Consider the following 19,678-nt stretch of genomic DNA (forward strand, 5'->3'; position numbering starts at 1 on the left):
CCTGCCGTCCCCATGTGTGCAGCGTTACCGCGTCGATGTTGTAGCCGTTAGGCCAGGTGATCACGCCATCTTCGATGCTCACGCAGGCAAAGTACGCTGGGTCTCGCAGCGGCTCCGCCATGGGGCCGTGATCCTCCTTCACGTCTTCGGCGAAATCGATTTCCGCCACCAGACCGTCACGAAAGCGCACAGTAATGCGAAAGTCATCAGTCACCCGCAGGCAGGCGGCCTTGCATTCCAGCAACGTGGGGCGGGTGTCGAGGATGGTACTCATAGGATGTCAGTCAATGGTGGTGAAATTGCGGCCCGAAGTCGCCAGTTCCCAGCGCGCCGCCAGCGCCGCTTGGTTGAGTCTAGCCCACTCCATGATGATCTTCTATTTGGCCTGCGGGAGACTGCCAGCCTCAATACTGCCATCGAACCGCAGCGCAACTTCATGCTCGCCATAGGCGGCGTGAAAGTGCGGTGGGTTGTGCTCGCGGAAATTCATCGTGAGTTTGATTCCTTGGATTAAGTCTCGGGTCAGTTTGGGCATCGGTTGGCTAACGTCCGTTTTTTCACCACTCAACTGTCCGCCTTCTTCCATTCCTCGCCTTCGTCATCGTCATCATCGCCAAAGCCGTCGTCATAAGTGTCATCATCCTTGCCGGTGCTGATGCCGGCGATGGTGTTGATGTCCTCATCGCTCAGTTCCTCGATGTCGTCATCGTCGTCATCGCCATCGCCCTTGGTGGTCTCGGCAGCCTGTTGGACCTCCAGGCCCTTCTTTTCGATCTGCGCGAGGGTTTCACTCACATCTTCGACGGTCTCCCAGACTTTCTTCGCCACGAAGATCGGCGCGCTCTGCTGCACGGCCATCGCGATGCTGTCACTGGGCCGGGCATCAAGCTCGATCATCTTGCGCGTCGTATGCAGCTCGTTCTCGGCGGAGATGATCAGGCGCGCATGGAACACGCTGCCGTTGATGTTGTTGATGATGACGCGCTCCACCTTTGCGCCAAAGGCCAGCAGCAGATGGCCCACGAGATCGTGTGTGAGCGGGCGCTCCTTTGACACGCCGCGCATGAACATGGAGATCGCCGTGCCCACCGACTCGTCGATGTAGATCACGAAGACCTTGGTTTCATTGCCCAGGAAGACGGCAAAGCTGCCCTCCAGCGGCAGCACCGCACGCACCTGTACTTCGACGACATCCTTGTTCATGCGCTAATCTAAAACCGCGTGCGTGCTAATGGCAACATGCGCCGTGGGTTTTTATCGCACCACCGGTCCACCACCAAACCCCAGAGTAAGATAGCGCCGGGACACCTCGACGTACTTGAGCGCCAGCTTCGCATTCGCCTGCTGTTCTTCGAGCGACAGTGTGCGCACCACGCGGGCAGGCGATCCAACGACAAGTGATCCCTCAGGAACGATCATATTCTTCGTCACCAGCGCCCCGGCGGCGATGATGCTGCGCGCACCGATCTGCGCACCGTCCAGAATGATCGCCCCCATGCCCACGAGCACCTCATCGCCGACGGTGCAGGCATGCACCACAGCGCGGTGGCCCACCGTTACGCGTTTACCCAGCACGCAGGCATGATCATCACTCACATGCAGCACGCAGCCGTCCTGCACGTTGCTTTGCGCGCCCACGACGATGCGGTTGATGTCGCCACGCAGCACCGCGCCATACCATGCGCTAGATTCGGCCTGCATCTCCACCGCGCCGAGCACGATGGCTCCAGGTGCGATAAAAACGCCGACTGCCACAGACGGTTCCACCTCGGGAAGCAAGAACTTTTTGAGTGTTTGATGACCTTCCATGCCTAGTAGAATCTTGGGTTGGGGGGTTTTTGTGTTTGAGAAACCAAGGCGATAGCGCCATAAAATCGCGCCGCTAAGCCTGATCATTCTGGCGCGGACTCGCATTCAATCCAACAACGAATCCACTCAGCATCTTATGAACAAAGCCGAACTCATCGAAGCCGTGCAGAAAAACCTCGGTATCGACACCTCCAAGCGCGCCGCTAGCGACGCTCTCGACGCCGTCCTCACCGCCATCGCCAAAGGCGTCAAAACCAGCAATGTCCAGCTCATCGGCTTCGGCACCTTCAAGGTCGTCAAGCGTGCCGCCCGCACCGGTCGTAACCCAAAGACCGGCGTAGCCATGAAGATCAAAGCCTCGAAGACCGTGCGCTTCGTCGCCTCTTCCGCGCTCAAGAAGGCGATGTAATCAGCGTCCGTTCCCTGCACCCGCGCTTCGTGTCACGGAGCGCGGTTTTTTAATGCCTCAATCCTTCAGCTCCTGCTCCATCCGCTCGCTCAGCCACTGCTTGATCATGCTCTGGTAGTTCAGGTAACGGCGGCGGGCCACGCGCTTGATGCGGCTCAGCATGCGCGGGTCAAAGCGCAGCGTGATCGTGGTGGACTCGCGCACATCCGCGCGATGGATCGAGGACTGCATCAGCCGCGCATCGAGCTGATGCGCCGCCCAGAATTTCACCTCCGCCTCTTCGGCATCAAAGGCGGGCACGTCCTTCCAGGCGCGGATCGGTTTCAAATCGGGTGATGCAGTGTTCATGGTCGTGATGGGTGAACTCAAATGTCCTCCGCCTTCTTGCGCTCGAAGAAATCATGCTCGCCCGGCGTCATCAGCCGCGCGAAAACGACGCGGTAGCGTTTGCCGTCCGTCCAGAACACGCTGAACACCGGCTTGCCTTGAAGCGACTTGCCCAGGTGGTAGTAGCGAGCCTCCGCGTCCTCGCTCTGGCCGTCCGGCAAAAATTTAAGCGCGAACGGATCTTCGAACGACTCCTCGATGTCCTTCGGCGGAAGTTGCGAAAGATCAAAAGCAGCGCCGAGCCAGTCGAAGTCCATGAGGTGAGTTGGGAGGAGGTTTATTTCCGGTATTCGATCAGTTCTATCTCATAACCCTCAGGAGCGTCAATGAATGCAAACACGCCGCTCGAACTCGGCGTCGGTCCGTCCGAGAGCGGATAGCCCAGGGACGCGGCATGTTTCGCAAATGCCTCGATGCTCTCCACCTCAAAGGCCAGATGCGTCAGATCGCTGCAAAACGTCACCGCCCCGCTGGCGGGAAAGCTGCAAATCTCGATGAGTTCATCGCTGTTCGGTGTTTGAAGAAAGACGAGTTCCGAGCCACGCGGTGATTTGTGGCGGCGCACTTCCTTCAAGCCAAGCACCTGCGTGTAAAAGTTGATCGTCTTTTCGAGATCGTTCACCCGGTAGCGGGTGTGGAGGAGTTTTTTGACCATGACTCTGATCCAATGCCACAGTCTGCCAGACGTGGCAAATGATCCTCCGTGCTGCGGAAAGCTTGCCCACTCGACCAGCGTCTCGTAAAACCACACGCATGATCCCAATCGACCTCAAAGGCAAAGTCGCCCTCATCACCGGCGCATCCCAGGGCATCGGCTCTCAAGTCGCCCGAACCTTTCACCGTGCCGGTGCTACCGTCGTACTCAATCACCTCGGCACCCCCGGCACGACGGCGGATGCTCAAACACTGGCTGACGAACTCAATCTCGCCCGCACCGACAGCGCCAGCCTCATCGCCGCCGACGTTTCGCAGCCCGAGCAGGTCCAAAGCATGATGGGTGACATCCAGGCCCGCCACGGCGGCCTCGATTACCTCATCAACAACGCCGCCATCATCAAAGACCGCACCATCGCCAAGATGGGCCTCGATGAATGGGACGCCGTCATCGACGTGAATCTCTCCGGCGTTTTCTACTGCTGCAAATACGCCCTCGAAATCATGCGCGACCACGGTGCCATCGTCAGCTTCGGCAGCATCGCCGCCATCCAGGGTTTCTTCGGCCAGGCGAACTACGCCGCCGCCAAATCCGGTGTGCAAGCCATGATGCGCGTCCTCAGCCGCGAAGCCGCCCGCAAGCAGATCCGCGCCAACGCCATCGCCCCCGGCGTCATCGACACCGCCATGGCTGCCACCATTCCCGAAAACGTCCGCGCCGAGATGATCAAAAACGTCCCGCTCGCACGCTTCGGCACCACCGAGGAAGTCGCGAACGTCGTCCTCTTCCTCTGCTCGCCACTCGCCAGCTACGTGACGGGCCAAACCATCGAAATCAACGGCGGCTGGAGAGGCTGAGAAGTCCGATGAAAATCGAGCAAAGCCAAGTTCTCGGCCTCCTCCGATCATTATGTGGCATTGGCATCTTCTTGTCGATCTTTATGCCCGAACCCACCATCCAAGCCCAGGAATCTGAGAAAGACGAAAATGTCTGGGTGGCGTCTTTATCCCAGTACATGGAAACGGAGATTGAGCGCTTCTCAAATGCCAGTCTCCCGCAGTTTGACCTGATCATCGTTCGAGTTTTTGACTCGGGATCTTTTGTGGCCGTGCCGGGATCAAATATTCTTCCGCAAGCTTATCCGGAGAGCCGCAAGGAAATGGGACGCGATGTTCATCACTTCACTCACCCTGTTCAATGGAAAGCCCGTTCATGCTCAATCAGTAAATTCGATGAGATGTACCATGGACTGGCAGATCCGGACAAAGATGAGTCTGCTTTCGAAAAGGAATTCAATGACCTTTTGAGTCTAAAGTTGCAGGTTCTCAGGAAAGCGTGTGAACAATTAGACCCCAAAAGACAAGTGTTGGCTTTTGTGCATGACCAACCTCTTTGGATACCGCTCGCAATTCATATCCATGGCCCACCAATCCCAGTCCTTCCTTCCCCGAATTCTGATGTAGCCTTGTTCTCGAGATTGCTGCATTGCAATCATAGTTACATCAGCGAATCAGCTTTCGGCTGGGACCACGAACATATTGCCAAGGTGAGCTTGAGTGGTGCCGATTTGAAGGATGCGGATTTCGATTTTGTTTGGAGCGTCCCGAACCTGAAGACGCTTTGTCCAGCTCTGCGTGAGCTTACGATGGACCATTCACGGGTGACAAACCGAGTGATAAGTCGCCTCCGTGAATCCCTGCCAGGAGTCACTATTCTGCATTCAACTCGGCCATAACTCTGGAACAACCTCGAAAGATTCATGCGTTCCCCTGCCCTCCTCGCCACTGCTGACGAAGCCGTCGCCGCCATTCCGAGCGGTGCGACGGTGGCGGTGAGTGGCTTCGTCGGTGCCGGGCATGCGGAGATGCTGACCTCGGCCTTGGAGCGCCGCTTTTTGCAAACCGGCACGCCTCGACACCTCACGCTCTATTATTGTGCGGGCCAGGGAGATCGTGCGGAGCGTGGCATGAACCACCTCGCGCATCGCGGCATGCTCAAACGCATCGTTGGCGGGCATTGGAACCTCGCTCCGAAGCTCGGCGCACTCGCGCTAGCGAATGAAGTCGAAGCCTACAATCTGCCGCAGGGCGTGCTGAGCGTGCTGACGCGTGAGATCGCCGCGAAACGACCCGGATTGATCACCAAGGTCGGCTTAAACACCTTCATCGACCCAGTCCACGGCGGCGGCAGATTGAATGCGCGCACCACTGAGCCGCTCGTCGAACGCATCGAGCTGGATGGCGAAACGTGGCTGCGCTACAAGCCGATGCCGATCCATGTGGCGCTCATTCGCGCGACGTATGCCGACGCACGCGGCAATCTGAGCATGGAATGCGAAGGCTTGATCAGCGAGGTGCTGCCCATGGCCCAGGCGGCGAAAAATCACGGCGGCATCGTCATCGCGCAGGTGGAGAGCGTCGTGGATCAATTGCCTGATCCGAAGGCCGTGCGTGTTCCCGGCCTTCTCGTCGATTACATCGTCACCTCTGCCGGCGTGCAGCACGACCAGACCTTCGGTGAAGTCTTCAACGAGGACTTCGTCGTCACTGGCGATGGCAAGTTCGAGCTGCCCGTCATGCCCGAGTCCGAGCGCAAACGCATCGGCACACGAGCGCTGCGCGAAATCCGTGAAGGCGACATCGTGAACCTCGGCATCGGCTTGCCCGAAGCGGTGGCGATGGTCGCCGCAGAAACCGGACGCTTGCAGGAGTTCACACTCACGGTCGAAAGCGGCCCCACTGGCGGCGTGCCGGCATCGGGCCTCAGTTTTGGTTGCAGCCACTTTCCCGAAGCCGTCATCGACCAGCCCTCGCAGTTCGACTTCTACGACGGCGGCGGACTCGACATTGCGGTGCTCGGTGCCGTCGAAGTCGATGCCGAGGGCAGCGTGAACGTCGCCAGCTTTGCCGGACGCTTCGCTGGTGTCGGCGGTTTCGTAAACATCGCCCAAAGCGCCCGCCGCCTCGTCTTCTGCTGCACCTTCCAGGCGAAGGGGAACGCGAAATTCGTGAGCAAACTCCAGCACGTCTGCTTCCACGGCCCCACCGCGCTGAAAAACGGCCAGCAGGTGATCTACGTCACCGAACGCGCCGTGTTTGAACTCACGCCACAAGGCCTGCGCCTCATCGAAATCGCCGCCGGACTCAATTTGCAGTGCGACGTGCTCGATCAGATGCAATTCACCCCGCTGCTCGCCAAAACCATCCGCACCATCCCATGAAGCCTGTTTACATTATCGAAGCCAAGCGCACACCCATCGGCCGATTCGGCGGTGGATTAAAAGCGCTCACCGCCGCTGAACTCGGTCACGCACTCGGCGAGGCGATGCTGCCGCAAGAACTGCGTGCACACATCCAGCAAGTCATCCTCGGCCAGGTGCTGCAGGCCGGTGCTGGCATGAACGTGGCACGTCAAATCGGCCTCAAACTCGGCATCCCTCAAGAAGTGCCCGCCTTTACCGTGAACATGGCCTGCGGCTCATCATTGAAGGCCGTCGCACTCGCCGCCGATGCGATCCGCAGTGGCGAAAACGATCTCGTTCTCGCTGGTGGCGTCGAAATGATGAGCCGTGCGCCGCATTACGCGATGGACCTGCGTTTCGGCAAAAAGCTCGGCGATTCATCGCTGCAAGACGCGATGTTCGTCGATGGTCTGACTGATCCCTTGCTCAAAATCGGCATGGGCGAGACCGCCGAGCGCATCGCCGACAAACACAGCATCAGCCGCGCCGAGCAGGATGCCTTCGCCGCGCTCAGCCAGTGCCGCGTCTCCGCCAATCGAGCCGCTTTGAGCCGTGAAATCATCCCCGCAGGCGATTTGACCGAGGATGAGCATCCCCGCGCCGATACGACCGTCGATTCGCTCGCCAAACTGAAGCCCGCCTTCCGCAAAGACGGCACCGTCACCGCCGGCAACGCCTCTGGCATCAACGACGGCGCTGCCTTGGTCCTGCTCGCCAGCGAGGAAGCCGTTTCGCGTCACGGTTTGAAACCCAAGGCCCGCATCATCGCCACCGCTGCTGTCGGCTGCGATCCCGCCGTGATGGGCCTCGGTCCCGTCGCCGCCATCCGCAAAGTCTGCGCCCAAACCGGCTGGAGCCTCGATCAGGTCGATGCCATCGAGATCAACGAAGCCTTCGCGGTTCAAGCGCTCGGCTGCATGAAGGAACTCGGCCTCGACACCGCCAAGGTTAACCCACGTGGCGGAGCCATCGCCCTCGGCCATCCCATCGGTGCCAGCGGCGCACGAGTTTTGGTCACGCTGCTGCACCACCTCGAAGACCACGGTCTGCGTCGCGGCATCGCCAGCCTCTGCATCGGCGGCGGCATGGGCATCGCGATGGCGATTGAGCGTGCTTGAGACGGGTTCGCAGCAGTGCTTCACAAGGAAATTTGCACGCATGGCTTGCACGGCGGCAGCGTATCTCCATGATGAATTCCTCCCCACATGAGCGCTGTTTTTGACTCCCTTTCGCGATTTTACGCCTCCTCCATCGGCAAGAAGATTCTGGTGGCCCTGACGGGCCTCGTGCTGCTGGGCTTTGTGCTCGGCCACATGATCGGCAACCTGCTGATTTTTGTCGGCAAGGACGCCATCAATGAATATGGCCACCTGCTGCAAACAGCACTCCACGGGGGCGGCGTCTGGATCGCGCGCATCGGCCTGCTGGCGGCAGTGGTGATTCACATTGTGGCGACGATTCAGCTCACGAAAGCCAACCGTGCGGCACGAAAGGATGCGTATGCCAAACACAAGGCCCAGGTCAGCGGAACGGCCTCACGCACGATGATCTGGAGCGGTCTGACGATCCTGGCGTTCATCGTTTACCACCTGCTGCATTTCACGGCGCGTGTCTGGCATGGTTTCGGCGGCGATAAATATAAAGTCACGCTACACGGCGAGACGGCGCATAACGTTTACCAAATGGTCATAGACGGCTTCTCATGGCCTGCGGCATCGACTTTTTACATCATCGCGATGCTGCTGCTCACCAGCCATCTGAGCCACGGCTTCAGCAGCCTGTTCCAGACGCTGGGCGTCGCCACGGACAAGACAGAGCCGCTGTTCAAGAAGCTTGGTTATGCCTTCGCGGGACTGATCCTCGTGGGCAACTGCTCCATCCCCATCGCCATCCTCTGCTTCGGTTACGGCCGCTGAGCCATTCGTCATAGACGCGGCACTTTTTTTGTGGCAGTCGCTGCCAAAGAACGTGGCGGCTGCGTTAATGGAGGCAGGGTACAACTTGCCGACAAAACACGATGAGCAGTTTTGTTAATTCAGTTTGTCAAGCAGTTGCCCACTGACCCCGTTTTCCCAGGTCGGCATCCAGCGCGATGCCCAACTGATACTGCGTGAGGTTGGACAGGCCGTTGTTGTCGCGGTCGTGCCGCGCATCGCCGGCCCAGCCGGGATTGAGGTTGTAATGCTGCTCGATGCGGTCGGGAATGAGATCGCCGTCGGCACTGTATGCCTGGCATCTTTTTAGGCGTCCGGGCGCGGGCGTGCGCGCGGCAACTGCACCCGGCTTGAAAACGCGGCCAAGACGTTGTGTCACAGTGCTTTAAGGCGCTGGCAGATCCACTTTATGCCTGGCATCTTTTCTTTTCGCGAGAGAACGGTGCGCAGCAACCGAGGCCGTGGGTTGGCGGGTGGGCCGCATTAGCATGAAGCGTGACACAGGCGGTTGGTGGCGAAGCGTAGAGGGCTGTGGCGCGACTCATGCGCGGTGCGGAGGCGGTGGGAGGGCAGCGGCACGAGGCGTTAGCCTGGTGCCGCTGGGGTGCGGAGCTTCATTTAGAGCGGTGGGCTGCGGCTGGTGGCTGGCGGTGCGCGGAGCGCAGGCCGGGGGGGCGGCCCTTGCCGCCAGCCACGGGCCGCAGGCGGTGCGGAGCGCGAGGCTCTGCGAGCCTGACTTTGCGAGCCGAACCCCAGACACCGCCAGCACGACAGACGCCCCAGAGGCGAGGCGGGGGCCGGTTGGCTGCAGCGCCCCACTATGCCAGCGGCCACAACACTCCGCACCCGCGATGGACTCACCCCGCTGGCATAGTGCCCAGCTCAGGCTCCGGGTGGGGTGGAGAAGGCTACTCGTTTATGAATTTGCTCTGGAAATGCATAGGCACAGTAACTGCATAGACTTCACACAGATTTAGACCTTGGCGGCGACTCTGCTGGGTTATTGTCCAAACACCATTTTTAGAATGGATACCCTTCACTTCAAAATCAATTGTCCAAACATAAAGCCTCTCTCTACCATCTGGATTTGATGTTGTTCGCGGTGACTGAGCTTCAAGTGCAGAGAGATACTCTGGCTGTAAGCGATTAGCTTGGAACATTCCGCCTTTGATGATGCCGGCTATTGGAAGCCCCTGGCTTTGTGCAAGTTCAACAACTTGATTTAGTGAAGGGTCAGTAATAGCGATCCGCCGTCCCATTTCAATTGCCTCAGTTTTGGCGAATACTTTACTAATAGTTCCCCAAAACGTGAATAACACATAGGCGCAAAGTGTGAGAGCTGATATTGCTCTATAAGCAGTCAACGCGCGGTCACCAAATATTCTTGGAATGGCGTTCGCTAGTAGCAGGACAACTAAAACCGAGATTGGGATAATCATCTTTATTTCCTGCGAGGAGTCGAGGTTTGTCCAATAGGCTGCTTAACAGTAGTCGCCGCAGGCATGTAGTTAGACCCAGCTAGCGGACCATCGCCAGAACCTCGCATATACCATTGTGCGACATGTCCAAAAGATGTCGGGAAGCCGAAAGCCACACTCTGATTAGTTCCTTCAACTGGAACATTAAAGTGGTTCGCGAATTTCTGCGCTGAGTTCAAGTTGGGGTTCGATGGCGGAGCAAGTGCTGTTCCGCAGCCGTATAAGTGCATGGATTCCAATTGAGGAAATGAACTTGAAGGAATCGCATTTACATTAACCGGCGAGCCTCTTCTGGCATCGCCCCATAGATCGCCAGAGTGCCCCAGCCAATAGACTTGAGTGATTGGCTCATTGCGAAGCTGAGTAGCCGCAGCAACGACTTCGCTAGTATTACGCCCAGGCATGACCCATGCATAATTGTTGTCAACCGCGCCCGAAATATTGGAGTTCATCACCGAGACATTGTATTCACTCTGCATGCTACTGGCGGCTCCTTGGAAGTAGTTAGGATCACTCGGATCATGGCTGTCGCCGTAAAGATAGAGAACATCCAAGCCACTCGGATCCAACCCCATCACCGGATCCCCACCCGCATACGCATACCAATTCATGCCGCCCTTGAACTGAATCGGATCTTCCGAGATGAACCGGCATAGCCAGGGGTTGTACCAGCGGGCGCGCATGTGGACCAGGCCGCTGCTGGCATCCGTCATGCAGCCGCTCTCCCCGCAAAACAGGAACGGCGTGTCAAACGCAGCGGAAGACCAAGATTCAATTTTCGAGCGCGTCAGCACGCCATACGGGCTGTATTCAAAGCGCGCCTCCACCTTCCCGCTGTCATCGGTCATCGCCAGCGTGCTGCCCACCTGGTCGCCATGGTAGTAGTGCGCGCTGTCATCCGCCCCCACTTCATAGAGCAGGCCCAGGCCATACACATAGCGGGTCACCACGCGGGGGGCATCGGGTGCGCCAAAGCGCGGAGGGCTTTCGCGCACGATCACCTGGCTCAGCCCGCCGGGGCTGATGGGGCTGACGGTGAGCGTGGTATGCCGCAGCTCCCAGGTCGGCACCGGCGTGGGATCACTGCCGTACCCCAGCCGCCCGGAGGTCACTTTCACCAGCCGCCCCTCGGGATCGTAGCGGCACTGTGTCACCGGCTTCATCTCCCCCATCTCCGGGGAGTAATGCCGTACTTCCAGCAGTTGGTTCTTCACATTCCAAACGTGCTCCCCCTGCTCTGCGTTCAGCATCACGGTGCTCGGATACTGCGGCGTCCAAACACCCAACGGCGAAAGTTGCCAGCTGAGCGTAGGATTCTCCCCCTTGAGACGGAACGCCTCGCCCTGGTTCCCGTCGTTATCGTAATTGAGGCGGCTGAAGCGGTTGTCGCCCGTGTAGCTGGACGACCACGCCTGTACCCCCACGCCCTTGGGCAGCGGCGGGGCAACGAGGCGCTTTTGCAAACGTCCGGCGTCATCGTAACCGAAGCGCAGGTAGAGGAGGGCGCGCCCGGCGCCGGTGCGCTCCATGATGCTGAGCGTCTGCCCGGCGGCGTCTGGCGTGATCGTGCGCGTGGTGAAATTGGGCCGCTGAATGCCGGTGAGCCGCCCGGCGGCGTCCCAGGTGTAGGTGGTCACGCGGCTGCTCCAATCCGTGACCGTCTTGAGGCGGTCCAGCTCGTCGTACGTGTAGGTCACGGCGGGATTGTCGGCCCAGGTAGCGGGCGTGGCGTCGGGGTAGAGCATCTGTTTCAAGTTGCCGTTCTGGTCGTAACGGTAGCCGATGACCTGGCCGAACACATCCGTAAAAGTGCGGACACGGCCCTGATTGTCATAGGTGCGCGCCACCGCCTGGGTGTCGGCCACGGCGGTGCCGGTGACGTTGTAGGTGTCCTCGGTCAGGGAGAGGAGATTGCCGCTGCCATCATGCTGGTGGGTGTAGCCCAGCACCTTGATGCCATTGCCCCCGTTGGGCTTTTTGATCAAGCTTGTGTCCACGAAGTCACGGGAGTCATAATTCAGCTCGGTGAAGTTGCCGGAGGGCTGGATGGCTTTCTTGAGGCGCCCAGCGTCATCGTACTGGTGCGCAAACTCACCGCCGGTGGGGCGGATGGTTTTCAAGGGGCGGCCAGCTGCATCATAGGTGAACTGCCAGAGGGAATAGCTGCCGTCATTCCCGGTCGGCAGGTAGAGCTGGCGCCGGTTGCCGAGGGAATCCATGAAGCGGTAAGAGTGGCGCCCAATGGGGTCGATGGATTCCGTCAGATCTCCAAGACGGTTGTCATCAGGGAGAATTGCCGGGGCAAACAACGGAAGGTCGCCGTTCTGGTAGAACCCATAACTGGTGGAGCTGGTGTGGGAGAGTACATTGGTGGCGGAAAGCGTGCGCCCCAGTTCATCAGGAGCCAGCTCCACACGCTGGCTGAGCGGATTCACGGTGGCAGTCTTTCTGCCTGCCGCATCGTACTCGACACTGCTTTGGTGTGTCAGCGGATCGTCCACATGTTGCAACCAGTCGCGGTCATCATAACGGTTGATGATTTGCGGGCTGCCTGGCAGTGGCAGGGTGGTGGTGAGGGGCTTGCCCTGCGCGGAATAGGTGCCGGTGGTGGTGATGCTGCGGAAGTTCGTGGCGCTGGTGGCATGCCCTGCGGAGTCGAGGATGCTGCTGGTGCTCAGGCTGCCAAGGTCCGTGTGATTGATCGTCGCACCCGTTCTCTGGCGGCGGTTGTTGTAGGAGAATGTTGTCTGCACATTCCGTGCATCCGTGGTGGTCAGCGGATCCCCGCGCAGCGTGTAGCTGCTGTTCACGGAGGTGGCAGCCCCGCCTGCATGGGCAGGATAGTTGATCGTGGTCGGATTGCCGTAGCCATTGGCAGCATAGGAGTAGGTGGCCTTGGTGACGTTGGCTCCGCCGATCATGACGCCTTCAGTCTTCACCGCCCCTGCGGCGGCACCATCTGCGCCAGCAAGCGGCACATAGGCGATCTTTTTGACGACATTGGTTGGGTCCGTGATCGTCTGGGGCTGGAATTGGGCGGTATGATCTGAAAAGCGGGTGACATTGCCATTCGGATCAGTGTGAGCAAGCAGCACATCCGTGGTGTCAGAGTATTCCCAGCGCTCCGTGGTGCCGTACAAGTCATAGTCCTTGCGGGTCAGGTTATGGCGCGGGTCATAGATGCTGGCTGTGGAATGACGGTAACGTATGCCTGTTCCATTCGTCCAGGGGCCAACCTCACGAACCAATCGCCGCTGGCCGTCGTAATATTTGAGGCTTTCATTGCCGAGTGCGTCAACGACGGCCGTGTTCAGGCCGTTCTCATCAAAGCGGTGCGTGGTAGTGCCACCGAGCGGGTTTTGTTCCACGGTAATACCCGGAGCGTAGCGGTAGAGCCAAGTTTGCGTGCTTTTGCCATAAGCTTGTTGCCGAAAGACACGGCTTTGCGTGTCATACTCGTTGGCCGCGATGGTACGGTCATTGTTGGTGGTGTGCCCGTGATCGAGCAAGCGAAGAACGCGGTGCTGATCGTCATAGACCAGCCAGGTGTTCAGGACGTCGGCATCAATCACCTGGGTGAGGTTGTCCTTGCCAGCGGGGTTGGTGAATCCGGCAGGGTTTCCAGCCACGTCGTAGCGGTAGCCGACGCTGCGTCCCGTGCTGTCCGTGACACTGGCTATGCGCTGCTTGCCCGCTTCAGCGGCGGCCTCGTAATTGAGGGTGATGCTTCGATTGTAGCAATCCGTGACAGTGGTCAGACGCTTGTCCGCACCAGTCCCGGTATAAGTAAAAGAGGCGCTTTTCCCCCAGAGGTCTGTCACAGTTTGCAGCCGCAGATCGGCGTCGAACGTGTAAGTATTCCCATGCCGCTCGCGCAGGAGGTAAAGGTTGCCAGTGGCAGCACTTTTTTCGAGCGTGGCAGTTGAGCCGCTGGGAGGGAGATAAGTGCCGTCCGGCTGTTTGCGAAACTCAAGCACACGGTCAGCAAGGGAGACGGCGGCGGTATTTTGCGTGAGTTGATTGATCGTCCAGTTGGCAACCAGCATGGCGGCGAGATAGTCGTGTGGACGCCCAGGAACCTTCCGATTCTTGAGAATGTCCCACACGGCATGGATGCCGATGAAAGCAGCGGCCGTGTCCTGCATCGTGCCACGCCCCAAGGTGGCTTCCGCTTCAGAACGCTCGCTCACGCGAATATTCAGACTGTGGTTCCAGCCATAACCTAGCAATGGGTCGCGCTGATTCCGCCGCACGCCATGATAATGCCGTGCGAAGGTAATCCCGCGTGGCAACGAACCGCTGCCGATCACCAAGTCGGTCGCGTCGTAATAGTAATGGCCCGAGGCAAGGTCAATCGGTTCCGTGGAGCCAATCCGCATCCCTCCCAATTGCAATGTCCCCTGAGTGTTCAAATAGTACGAGGAAGACACATAAGTATTGAGATACTGGGTCGATTTATAAGAACCAGTGACGGATCCATAGCCCCCCTGCCAGGTGCCGCCAATGAGCATATATGCCTGATTTTGCAATGGGACGTTATTTGCATCCACCTGCCCATACCGTGAGATCATGTAGGCGGAGCCTTTCCAGCTAACCCCAGCAGCCGCAGGATCTGCCGCGATGCTGCCTGACTGCGGCAGAATCACCGTGTGTTTGGTGTTCAGGTAGCCTTGGATGATGGCTTGTTCTGAAGCGGAATACTCACCCAACATGCCTGCTGAATTTGCCTGCGTGGCGAGGAAAGTTTTTTTTCCAGCCACGGCATTGTTGTTCGCGACCAATTTGACGGTGGAAGCGGCCTTGGTGCCAGGTTGCAACTGTTCAATGATGCCATGCTCCATCGCGCTGGCGAGGATATGATCAGCCATCAATTCCGCACTATTGTCGGGAACAGCAGAATAATTGGTCCGATGCACCGGCTCTGAACTCGTCTGCATTCCCACATCAATGTAATAACCGCCATTGGCCTGGTTGTCCTGTACCACCCTGCCGAACCGGTGTATCCTAAGCCCGTCTTTCTCACTGGCCCCATGAAGCATTTGCAGCATCAGTTCGGTTTGGCGGAACCATTGATGCCCAAGTAGATTCAATGATTCGGTGATCATCTCTGGAGCGGCATCCGCCTTGCCCTGCTGACGCATTCCTTCCAGTTGCTGCTGGCGCGAAGCTACCATCTCACCGGAAGCATCGAAGGCATAGACCAACGAAACCATGCTGTCACGCTTGAATGTCATGGACGTCTCCTGTGCCGTGGCCATGCTTGGATGATTGATCCTGAAGGTAAGGGTCACGGCACCACTCCCAGCCGCGACACTGGCCAGATAGTTAGCAGGAATGGTGGTATCATCCAGCTTGAATGTTCCTGCCCCGTCCGTGGCGAAGGTCAGGGTCAGCTTTTTTCCTGCCAACATGGCAAAGCGTACCGTCCCCAGGGACGTGGCCGGGCTTGTATTAATAATAGTAAGAGTGGCAAACTGACTATCAGGCACTCCCGCAGGCCAGGACTCAGCCGGGCGGGGGACGCCATTCACGCTGGTCACAATGTCGAAACAGAAACGATCCGTGGAATTAAAGTTGGCCAGGCCCGCCAGCGGAACCTTCTTCACGCCACCCAGGGTTTCCACCGGGGAGAATGAAAAGCGAGCGGCGTCGGTCTTGAGCCAGGATTGAAGACCCGCGCTGCGGTCACGCAGATAATTGTTGAGGGAGGCCGCATTGACATTCTCAACACTGGTTCCCGACGCCGCGCCAGTAATCCCCGCTGCGGCCAGCATCGCATCCCGGCTGTAATTCACCGCAGGGGACTTCAGGCCATTCTCCGCCGCGTATATTTCCAAACCGGCGGAGGGTAGATAGCCTGAGCAAATTTTGAACGAAGGATCAAGATACCTCACAGGATCAGCGCCAACGCTGACCTGAAGCCAGACACGCGGCAAATAAAAGTAAATCACGCCGTCAAGGATGTTATAATCAAGCGTGGAGCCAAACACATTGCCGCCAGCCATAAAACGTCGCAATACTTGATTCGCATTGTAGATACCCAGCCAGCGCGCTGCATCCATGGCGGAAGACACGGCAAAGGGAATTTTTTGCCATCCACGCACATAGCCTGCCTGGATGGTCTTCTGAGCTGTGCTACAGGCGCGCAGCAAGGCCATCAGCAACGAGCAAGTGTCCACATCATTACCTGCGCGCTCCAAAAAAGTCAGGCGTGCGCCTTTCTTGCAGCCTAAATAATGGACATAGCGGATGTTGTCTCGCACCCAGTTGAATGCCGCCACCGGATCCTTGCCGAGGCCTTCTGCCAGTGCTGTGATCTCCGCGCTGCCCGTATCTGCGTCCGTGGCAGCGGATGCCACGAAAGCCGGCACCCCAGGCGTCGATTCCGGCGGAGTGGGAGCAGAGCTCGCCCATGCGGCGGCAGCGGCTGGAGTTGACTCTGATTCCCCAAAAGCGGGTGGTGGGGCAGCACTAGAGGCTGCTCCGATATTTTGCATCTGCTCGGGCGCCAGCGGTACAGCACCGGGCACGGCGAGCAGCTCAGGTGCATTGGGCATTTCTGGAGCCGGCAATGTCACCCAGCCTGGCCCCAGCACCGTCGTAGGAGGCTCTGTCTGGGCCGTGGCGGCCACCCGGCTCAAACTCACGACGATGCCGAGGACAGCGAAGAGGGAAGGATAGGATTTCATGGTTTATTGGGAAGAAGTTACGTTGTCAGCGGCGTCATAAATGAACTGGTAGGAGCCTTGACCGCTGGAAATCAGCGGCGAGCCGTCTGGGTGGACGGCCTGCAGGCGGCGTGCGGCGTCATACTCATAAGTGCTCATCCCGGAGTTCAGCGTGCCAGTTCCCGCCCAGTCATTGGCTGCGGCGTTCAACTGCAAATCCACTTCATCCACATTGTTGAGACCGTCGTTGTCGTAGTCCTCGAGATGATCTGGAATGCCATTGCCATTCGTGTCGGAGGCAAGCGGATTGTAGCCCAGCAGCAACTCGAGCGAATCACTCAACAGATCACTGTCTGTTGAAGCGATCGTGGGATCTGTGCCAGCGCTGAATTCAGCCGCATTGCTCAAGCCATCTGAATCGCCATCAAGCCCAGCATCACCCGCACGTAGCGCTAAGTCATAACGGTATTCCCAGACATTCGGCAGGCCATCCCCATCCCAGTCGGTTGACGAAGCCGGGGCAGCAGCAGGTGGTGGTGGACTGACAAAAGAACGTTCGATAGTTCCCGTGCGTGTTGCTGCGGGATAAGCAAACGCCACCACTGTTAACCCATTCGCGACATACCAGTCAGTTATCATCCCACTGGCATCCCAAGAAATGCGGCTTCTATATATCCCCCAAAAAATAAAGCTATCAAATAGGTTCCCTAGACCTAGACCTGATAAAAATGGCAGGAATCCCAGGCCTGGCATCCATCCGTTAGGTGTCAAAGAGATGCCAGAAAACGGTAACGTCTTCGACTTCGCGTACTGCGCACTCCAGTAAAACCTTGTCCAGTCATTCATCACAATCGCGTCAGGCTGCGACTGCACCTGCGGCAGCACAGGCTGCGGCAGCACAGGCTGCGGCAGCACAGGATAAGAATAAATGGGTACTCGAGTGGTAAACGTGACCGGATTATTTGGATTCAAATAGAGCAGGTACTCTTCAAAGGCAAAAACGCCGTCACCATCTGCATCGCTGACGGCGTCATCAAAATGGCTCGGATTGAGTCCATGGACCGCCTCCCAGGCATCCGTCATGCCATCCCGATCCGCATCAAACAATGTCAACGCGTCATTCAAGGCCAGCCCTTGCTGATACTGCGCCAAATTGCTCAAGGTATTGCCATCCAAATCACCAGCGGCGTCGGCCGCGATACGTGGGTCCAACCCCCACAAAACTTCGACCTCATTGGGAATGCCATCGCGGTCGCTATCCACCATCTGCGCCATCTGCCAGTCGTTCAGAACCGCGCTAAGACTGTTGGCGTTGGTGGGGCTGAAATTGCGGCCTGGAAAGGCATGCACTTCTTCATAGTCGGTGAGACCATCACCATCACTGTCGATCTGGGCGGGGTTGGAAAATGTCTCGCCGATTTCCTGGCCGTCAGAAAGTCCATCGCCGTCCGTATCCCACATTCCCACCGAGGCATTGCTGGCAGGCTCATTCACATCCAAGACACCGTCCTGGTCACTGTCACCATTGTAAAAATCATAGGGATAGGGGTCCTGGTCATCTGGCATGCCATCGCCATCACTGTCACCAGGCGGAACATAATCCTGGCTGTCATTCACCCCGTTGCGGTTCCAGTCCTCCCACAGCCAGTAGTTCGTCGGATCACTGTCATTGGCATCAACGTAACCGTCGCCGTCGCCGTCCTGGGGTTCGCTGGAATCGTTGGTGCCATTGCGGTTCCAATCTTCCCAGAGGGAGCTGTTCGCGGGGTCTGAATCGTAGTCGTCCAAGACGCCATCTGCATCGCTGTTCTGGTCGTCGTTGATGCCGCTGCCATTCCAATCGCACCACAAGGAGCCGTTGGACGGATGGCTGTCGTAATCGTCCGCCACGGCATCGCCATCACTGTTCTGGTTGTCGTTGGTGCCATTGCCGTTCCAGTCGCACCACAAGGAGCCATTCGACGGATGACTGTCTTGGGAGTCAAACACGCCATCGAGATCGGCGTCCGCCTCGGCAGTGTCGTTGATGCCGTTGTTGTTCCAGTCACACCACAGCGCGGGGTTGCCGGAATGGCTGTCGCCTTCATCCGGCACACCATCGCCATCGCTGTTTTGATCGTCGTTGATGCTGTTGTTGTTCCAGTCGCTCCACAGGGCGGCGTTGCTGGGATGGCTGTCATATTCATCCGGCAAACTGTCACCATCGCTGTTCTGATCGTCGTTGATGCCGTTGTTGTTCCAGTCGCTCCACAGGGCAGCGTTGTTCTGGTGGCTGTCATTTTCATCCGGCACGCCGTCACCATCGCTGTTCTGATCGTCGTTGATGCCGTTGTTGTTCCAGTCGCTCCACAGGGCGGCGTTGCTTGGATGGCTGTCGCTGCCGTCCTCATGGCTGTCACCGTCTGAGTCAGGCGGCGGAGCTGCATTTTCGCTGGAATCATTTTGGCCGTTGCGGTTGTAATCCTCCCACAAACTCGAATTCGATGGGTCTGTGTCGTACTGGTCATATGAGCCGTCGCCATCAGAGTCTGAGTAGGCAGCGTTGGTGTTGTCATAGGGATAGGCGTCCTGATAGTTCAGCACGCCATCGGCGTCCCAGTCCATGTAGGTCCAGCCCGAGTTAGTTGGCGGGTAAGACGCATAATTGACGGTGTAACACCCCCAAAACTCATCGCCGTCGGCATACCCATTGTCATTGCTGTCCCAGTCGGTGGGCGAACTCACCCATCCCCCGACACGCAGCGCCAAAGCTTCATCAAAGTCTGTCAAACCATCGTAATCAGAGTCAGGATTATTGATGTCCGTTCCCCAAGCACGCTCTTCAGCATCATTGAGGTTGTCTGAGTCGCTATTAGTGTAAACCAGCGGTTCTTCCTGATCCCATTGCTGGTTGTCGTTTTGATCATCGTAATCGAAGTCGTGGTAGCCATTGGTATCCAGCGATCCCTGCCGCCAGTCCGCCACTGCTGGTAGCACTGGCAGCAACACCAGATAAGCGAGGAGATAGCCATGCAGGAGCCAGGCACGGCGGGACCAGGAGCGGAAGGTGTTCATGGCGTGGTAGTGTTCGAGGTTTGATGCTGGGTGCTGGATGCTG

The 19,678-nt window shown here is 58.1% G+C and carries 17 protein-coding genes; 6 read left to right on the forward strand and 11 right to left on the reverse strand.

Annotated elements, in window-relative coordinates; genetic code table 11:
* The 4 genes from ACKVY0_RS18420 to ACKVY0_RS18435 form a co-directional block, all read right to left on the reverse strand.
* Positions 1–274: DUF2442 domain-containing protein (locus ACKVY0_RS18420; RefSeq protein ID WP_409216297.1), on the reverse strand; the 274-nt coding region annotated here is incomplete at its 3' end.
* 102 nt (positions 275–376) lie between these two features.
* On the reverse strand, positions 377–535 hold the full coding sequence (locus tag ACKVY0_RS18425) for a DUF4160 domain-containing protein (RefSeq protein WP_409216298.1): 159 nt from the start codon (positions 533–535) through the stop codon (positions 377–379).
* A 29-nt stretch (positions 536–564) separates the two neighbouring features.
* A complete protein-coding gene (locus ACKVY0_RS18430) occupies positions 565–1,203 on the reverse strand; it encodes a bifunctional nuclease family protein (protein ID WP_409216299.1) in 639 nt (212 codons plus the stop codon).
* A 51-nt stretch (positions 1,204–1,254) separates the two neighbouring features.
* Positions 1,255–1,809, reverse strand: a complete 555-nt coding sequence (locus ACKVY0_RS18435; protein ID WP_409216300.1) for a gamma carbonic anhydrase family protein — start codon at positions 1,807–1,809, stop codon at positions 1,255–1,257.
* A gap of 136 nt (positions 1,810–1,945) precedes the next feature.
* On the opposite strand from ACKVY0_RS18435, the gene ACKVY0_RS18440 reads away from it, so the two are divergent.
* The gene (locus ACKVY0_RS18440) at positions 1,946–2,218 is read left to right on the forward strand and encodes an HU family DNA-binding protein (protein WP_409216301.1); all 273 of its coding nucleotides are present in this window, start codon (positions 1,946–1,948) and stop codon (positions 2,216–2,218) included.
* A gap of 57 nt (positions 2,219–2,275) precedes the next feature.
* On the opposite strand, the gene ACKVY0_RS18445 is transcribed toward ACKVY0_RS18440, so the two are convergent.
* Genes ACKVY0_RS18445 through ACKVY0_RS18455 form a run of 3 tightly spaced genes read right to left on the reverse strand, consistent with a single transcriptional unit; the run spans position 2,276 to position 3,260 of the window.
* Positions 2,276–2,566, reverse strand: coding sequence for a CopG family antitoxin (locus ACKVY0_RS18445; RefSeq protein WP_409216302.1), 291 nt, complete (start codon positions 2,564–2,566; stop codon positions 2,276–2,278).
* 17 nt (positions 2,567–2,583) lie between these two features.
* The gene (locus ACKVY0_RS18450) at positions 2,584–2,862 is read right to left on the reverse strand and encodes a BrnT family toxin (RefSeq protein ID WP_409216303.1); all 279 of its coding nucleotides are present in this window, start codon (positions 2,860–2,862) and stop codon (positions 2,584–2,586) included.
* A 20-nt stretch (positions 2,863–2,882) separates the two neighbouring features.
* Entirely contained in the window at positions 2,883–3,260 is a 378-nt protein-coding gene (locus tag ACKVY0_RS18455; protein ID WP_409216304.1) for a VOC family protein, read from the reverse strand.
* Positions 3,261–3,358: 98 nt separating this feature from the next.
* Between ACKVY0_RS18455 and ACKVY0_RS18460 the strand changes: the two genes are divergently transcribed.
* The 5 genes from ACKVY0_RS18460 to ACKVY0_RS18480 all read left to right on the forward strand — a co-directional run bounded on the left by ACKVY0_RS18460 (position 3,359) and on the right by ACKVY0_RS18480 (position 8,417).
* Entirely contained in the window at positions 3,359–4,117 is a 759-nt protein-coding gene (locus ACKVY0_RS18460; protein ID WP_409216305.1) for an SDR family oxidoreductase, read from the forward strand.
* Between the two features lie 83 nt (positions 4,118–4,200).
* On the forward strand, positions 4,201–4,995 hold the full coding sequence (locus tag ACKVY0_RS18465) for a hypothetical protein (RefSeq protein ID WP_409216306.1): 795 nt from the start codon (positions 4,201–4,203) through the stop codon (positions 4,993–4,995).
* 24 nt (positions 4,996–5,019) lie between these two features.
* Positions 5,020–6,480: an acyl CoA:acetate/3-ketoacid CoA transferase gene (locus ACKVY0_RS18470; protein WP_409216307.1), complete on the forward strand. Its 1,461-nt coding sequence runs from the start codon at positions 5,020–5,022 to the stop codon at positions 6,478–6,480.
* Positions 6,477–7,619: a thiolase family protein gene (locus tag ACKVY0_RS18475; RefSeq protein ID WP_409216308.1), complete on the forward strand. Its 1,143-nt coding sequence runs from the start codon at positions 6,477–6,479 to the stop codon at positions 7,617–7,619. The genes ACKVY0_RS18470 and ACKVY0_RS18475 overlap by 4 nt, the downstream gene beginning before the upstream one ends.
* 87 nt (positions 7,620–7,706) lie before the next feature.
* A complete protein-coding gene (locus tag ACKVY0_RS18480) occupies positions 7,707–8,417 on the forward strand; it encodes a succinate dehydrogenase cytochrome b subunit (RefSeq protein ID WP_409216309.1) in 711 nt (236 codons plus the stop codon).
* Between the two features lie 127 nt (positions 8,418–8,544).
* Here the strand turns inward: ACKVY0_RS18480 and ACKVY0_RS18485 are convergent, their stop codons facing one another.
* The 4 genes from ACKVY0_RS18485 to ACKVY0_RS18500 all read right to left on the reverse strand — a co-directional run bounded on the left by ACKVY0_RS18485 (position 8,545) and on the right by ACKVY0_RS18500 (position 19,635).
* The gene (locus ACKVY0_RS18485; RefSeq protein WP_409216310.1) at positions 8,545–8,814 is read right to left on the reverse strand and encodes a hypothetical protein; all 270 of its coding nucleotides are present in this window, start codon (positions 8,812–8,814) and stop codon (positions 8,545–8,547) included.
* A gap of 529 nt (positions 8,815–9,343) precedes the next feature.
* Positions 9,344–9,874 (reverse strand): hypothetical protein, encoded by a 531-nt coding sequence (locus ACKVY0_RS18490; protein ID WP_409216311.1) that lies wholly within the window; start codon positions 9,872–9,874, stop codon positions 9,344–9,346.
* Between the two features lie 2 nt (positions 9,875–9,876).
* Complete coding sequence (locus ACKVY0_RS18495; protein WP_409216312.1) at positions 9,877–16,602, reverse strand: RHS repeat-associated core domain-containing protein; 6,726 nt, start codon at positions 16,600–16,602, stop codon at positions 9,877–9,879.
* Positions 16,603–16,605: 3 nt separating this feature from the next.
* The gene (locus ACKVY0_RS18500; RefSeq protein WP_409216313.1) at positions 16,606–19,635 is read right to left on the reverse strand and encodes a hypothetical protein; all 3,030 of its coding nucleotides are present in this window, start codon (positions 19,633–19,635) and stop codon (positions 16,606–16,608) included.
* Between the last annotated feature and the right edge of the window lie 43 nt (positions 19,636–19,678).

Origin of the sequence: Prosthecobacter sp. (genome assembly GCF_046154365.1) — a bacterium.
Taxonomy (GTDB): domain Bacteria; phylum Verrucomicrobiota; class Verrucomicrobiia; order Verrucomicrobiales; family Verrucomicrobiaceae; genus Prosthecobacter.